Origin of the sequence: Sebaldella sp. S0638 (assembly GCF_024158605.1) — a bacterium.
Lineage (GTDB): Bacteria > Fusobacteriota > Fusobacteriia > Fusobacteriales > Leptotrichiaceae > Sebaldella.
This window is the reverse complement of the sequence record NZ_JAMZGM010000273.1, coordinates 1-933: the sequence shown is the minus strand read 5'-3', so window position 1 is coordinate 933 and position 933 is coordinate 1. Positions and strand designations below refer to the sequence as shown.

The window sequence follows — 933 nt, the reverse complement described above, 5'->3', positions numbered from 1 at the left end:
GTTGCTGTGGCATAACCGCCAATTACCATATTACCTGAGCTTGTTAATGATATATTGGGAATTACATTAATATCTGAAACAGGCTTGTAAGGCAATTGTCCTATTATTGTTCCCTCTATATTGAAAGGTGATGCATTATTTACATAACCTGCAAATATAACCACTTTTCCTACTTTTTGTAATACTGCTCTACCGAAATAAGATGTTGCATTACTGAATATTTGATTATTAACCAATATTTTTGCCGTATTATTGTCAGAATCACTACCTGTCAAATAAAATTGGTAGTTATAATATAAAAGATCATATATCTTCCCAGGCTTTATTTCGCCGTTTTCAAATTTTCTGTCATAAAGTCCTGCTAAAATGGGGTAGTTCATAGTCATCCCCATATCGTCCGTGGCATCTATCACTATATTTCCACCCCGATTTGTTTCATTAAATACTATCTTCAAATTGGCTTCTGTATTTTGAAAATGCCATGCATGAAAACTTGAAGCTTCATAGAATTGGTATTCTCCGTCTGAATATTTTTCCTGTACTTCAATTACTACAGGAGTTTTAGTATATTCTAAATTTAATATTCTTTGTCTCAGCATAATTATGTCTGTGTCTACATTTCCTGTTCCTGTCATCACATTTTTTGCAAGTGTATGCGGATATAGCTGTTCATATCCGCCATCATCTTTTTTCTTTTTTATTTTCACATTTGCCATACTTAATCACCTACACAGTTTCTTGTATCCAGATATCTCCTTCTATCTGCCCTGTCGGCTCTGTTGCCGATACTTTGATGTCAACAATATTAGGCTTATTCTGAATATCTGTCCAGTCAATTATCATGTCCATGCTCTCAAATTCTGATATCTTTATCCAGTTACTTCCGTCATAAATGTATGATGCTCCGCCTGATTTTACAGTGCTGTCCCCTGT

The 933-nt window shown here is 34.5% G+C and carries 1 protein-coding gene and 1 pseudogene; both read right to left on the bottom strand.

The window, feature by feature from the left end; genetic code table 11:
• The coding region (locus NK213_RS20220; protein ID WP_253352700.1) for a hypothetical protein at positions 1 to 716 on the bottom strand (716 nt) is incomplete at its 3' end.
• Positions 717 to 726: 10 nt separating this feature from the next.
• Positions 727 to 933: pseudogene (locus NK213_RS20215) on the bottom strand (hypothetical protein); the annotation flags it as partial.